Here is a 3,196-nt window from a genome sequence, read left to right as displayed (position 1 = left end):
TGTCTCACGCTTGTTGAGTTGGACTCAACGATTAGCTTGAGTGTTTACAGTATTTTCACATTAAACCAAACTAATTAACTTCAGAAGCCCAATACTGTCCACGGGTCAGTATTGGGCTTCTGGGTTTACTTGAACTTTGGCACTAATAGCAAAGGGAATAGGGAACAGCGGATCTCGGAGTAGAAAACAAAAATTATCACAATTCCTACACTGATCCCTAAAGATCACTTTTTGACGGACTTAGAAAATAAGGCGTTGCTTAATTTTTAATAGTTTTGTGGAATGGGCATGTTTGCGTGGAACTGGCATCTTGTGTAGAACTGGCATCTTGTGTAGAACTGGCATCTTGCCAGTTTCATGCTTATTGTCGGGCGGGCAGGATGCCCACTCTACTCCTATTCAGCGCGAAGACTGACGCAACGCCAAAAATAACTCTACCGCTAAAGTTAGTTATTAATAATCATCCTACTTTATAAGTGAGTTTACTAGAACTTTGACAATAAGGTAACTTTTTAAGTTATAATAGTGTTATCGGTATAGTTTTTGGAGACAACTATGAATAAGTGCGTTTGTACTACTGAAGCGGCATCTCTTTTAGGTATTTCTCCTCGGAGATTGCGCCAACTCCTAGAGAAGGGTCGGGTCCGAGGTGCCTATAAAAGTGGGAAATTCTGGATTATTCCCCTGTTCAACAATCTGCCCCAAATCATTAAAGGTACTAGAGGACCAAAAGGAAAATGGCGTACTAGTCGTACTCCGGCTCTAGCCAAGATTAATGTCAACCGCAATCACATTGGCTCGAATATCCACAAAAGCCCGGAAGAGCGCAAGCCAGTGATTTCAGTAAAACGAAGTGGCAACAATTTATACGGCAACCAGGTAGAAATCCTCGGTCCTTGCCGGATTACTTATCAGCCGGATAACCCACTGCCTTGTGGCGCTCGTCTGTGGATCGAAACCTTCAGCGATGTTCACTTCATTGGTGGTAGTTTTCCTGCTCGTGGTTGAAACCCAAGTTGCTAGATGCAGAGCAAAACACAGATATCAAAGTTTGTCGAGAATGGCAACAACTGATCACAAAATTGTGATCACAAAGCTATGGAAAGCCCCCGAATTTTATCCGTGGCCATTGACTTGATGCAAAAACTTTTCCAAGCGATCCATCCCCTTCTCAATGGAAGCCATATCCGTAGCATAGGAAAGACGGATACAATCATCAGCACCAAAGGCAATACCAGGAATTGCAGCAACTTGCTCGGAACTGAGTAAGCGATCGCAAAATTCCAAAGAGCTTAAACCCGTTTGACTAATGTTAGGGAATAAGTAGAAAGCAGCGTCTGGCTTCAGACAAGTCAGTCCAGCCATGGCCGTGAGCCGCTCTAACATGACCTGTCGCCGTTGGGCAAAGGCTTGGCGCATCTGTTCTACACAGTCAAGGGAACCTTCCAAAGCTGCGATCGCACCATACTGAGCAAAGGTACAAACATTGGAGGTGCTATGACTTTGAATCGTGGTCATTGCTTTAATTAGCTCTACTGGACCTGCTATATAACCGATACGCCAGCCAGTCATAGCAAAAGCTTTAGCAAACCCATTACTAATGATAGTGCGCTTGAATATTTCTGAGCTTACTTCCCCAATACTAAGGTGTTGAGCCCCATCGTACCGAATTTTCTCGTAAATTTCGTCAGAAACCACCAGAATATCTTGCTCTACCACTACTTCCGCCAAGGCTTTTAGTTCTGCGGGAGTATAAACCATACCGGTGGGATTAGACGGAGAGTTGAGAATAAATAATTTAGTTTGGGGTGTAATGGATGAACGGAGCTGAGCCGGTGTAATTTTGTACCCTTGAGTGGCATCTGTAGGAACAATCACAGGTTTACCACCAGCCAGCTTCACCATTTCTGGATAGGAAAGCCAGTAGGGAGCAGGAATAATCACCTCATCTCCCACTTCAATCAGAGCCAGCATCAAGTTGAATAGGGATTGCTTACCGCCATTGGTGACAATAACGTTCTGTGTATCGTAATTGAGGTTATTCTGATGGCGCAGTTTATTTGCGATCGCAGCTCTTAGCTTCGGTTCCCCAGCGGCTGGACCATACTTAGTCTTTCCTTCATCCAGGGCTTGCTTACTGGCTGCTTTAATATGAGCGGGAGTGTCAAAATCCGGTTCTCCAGCGCTAAAACTACAAACATCAATCCCATCTGCCTTCATGGCTTTGGCTTTAGCAGCAATGGCTAAAGTTAAGGAAGGGGTAACTTGACCAACTCTTGATGCCAGCTTCATTCTCACAAATAATAACTGAGGAATTGTTAATGCGATTGCCTTGACAATCTTATAATTATCCCATAATGCATAGCCATTTTGGACTAATTTTAGATTTATTTTAGATTTATTTTAATATTTATTTTATTTTTCAGCCTTGTCCCTTTGTTACCTAATCAGGGCTAATCAGGGCTAATCAAGGCTGTAGAGGTTTGCTGTCAAACCATGAACTTACGTTAACTAAAGACTAGAAACTATATATTTCTTAAATTGATGTGTTTTTTTGCTGCAATTGACTGGCAATTAATTCAGACTTAAATTTATTGTTTACTTGACTAACTAGCAGGGCAAACGCATCTAAATTCTAGAAGCCTTACTCAGAAAAGATTGTCAAATTAATAAGCAAAATTACTTATCAAATCACTCTTATATCGAGTAAGCATTTCAAAACAAGATGTGTTTACCCTGCACTAAGTAGGTAGCTATAAAAGAAAAAGTTTGTTAGTTCTAAGTGTCAAAGTCCTGAGTTTTTTAGTTAGGAACTGACTCAAGGACTTTCATCACAGCGCGAAATTTGCCCCGACAAGTTTGTTTGGGCTTCTTTGTGTCTACTAATTGATTTTCCTGTCACTGTCGGAAGAGGATATTGTAAATGTTAGAGGTAGAGAAATACTACAGAATCCTGGAGCTGGAGCCTGGAGCTTCACAGGAGGAGATTCACCAGGGCTACCTCGATTTGACCTGGGTATGGCATCCTGACCGTTTTTCTGGTAATCCCCGGCTACAACAGAAAGCTCACTGCAAGCTGCAACAAATCAATGAAGCTCATGCCCAATTGCGCTCTTTACAAAGAACTCTCGGTTGGAAAAATAGACACCCCAAGCCTAAACCCCAGAAGCAATCACCATTAAAGAACCAATATCGT

4 protein-coding genes are annotated in these 3,196 nt (G+C 42.3%); 3 read left to right on the top strand and 1 reads right to left on the bottom strand.

Annotation, left to right across the window (positions count from 1 at the left end; translation table 11 throughout):
• Positions 1-275 precede the first annotated feature (275 nt).
• The gene (locus F6K37_RS35840; RefSeq protein ID WP_131827196.1) at positions 276-476 is read left to right on the top strand and encodes a hypothetical protein; all 201 of its coding nucleotides are present in this window, start codon (positions 276-278) and stop codon (positions 474-476) included.
• A 79-nt stretch (positions 477-555) separates the two neighbouring features.
• Positions 556-1,008 (top strand): helix-turn-helix domain-containing protein, encoded by a 453-nt coding sequence (locus F6K37_RS35835; RefSeq protein ID WP_271969066.1) that lies wholly within the window; start codon positions 556-558, stop codon positions 1,006-1,008.
• A gap of 108 nt (positions 1,009-1,116) precedes the next feature.
• Here the strand turns inward: F6K37_RS35835 and F6K37_RS35830 are convergent, their stop codons facing one another.
• On the bottom strand, positions 1,117-2,292 hold the full coding sequence (locus F6K37_RS35830; protein WP_287255692.1) for a pyridoxal phosphate-dependent aminotransferase: 1,176 nt from the start codon (positions 2,290-2,292) through the stop codon (positions 1,117-1,119).
• Positions 2,293-2,923: 631 nt separating this feature from the next.
• On the opposite strand from F6K37_RS35830, the gene F6K37_RS35825 reads away from it, so the two are divergent.
• Positions 2,924-3,196 (top strand): J domain-containing protein (locus tag F6K37_RS35825; RefSeq protein ID WP_044494814.1); only part of this gene is annotated, 273 nt, incomplete at its 3' end.

Source organism: Moorena sp. SIO4E2 (genome assembly GCF_010671945.1).
Taxonomy (GTDB): domain Bacteria; phylum Cyanobacteriota; class Cyanobacteriia; order Cyanobacteriales; family Coleofasciculaceae; genus Moorena; species Moorena producens.
This window is presented reverse-complemented; position numbering and strand designations above follow the sequence as displayed.

Coding starts and splice junctions, on each gene's coding strand:
- F6K37_RS35835 (WP_271969066.1), top strand. CDS start 556: ATGAATAAGTGCGTTTGTACTACTGAAGCGGCATCTCTTTTAGGTATT.
- F6K37_RS35830 (WP_287255692.1), bottom strand. CDS start 2,292: ATGAAGCTGGCATCAAGAGTTGGTCAAGTTACCCCTTCCTTAACTTTA.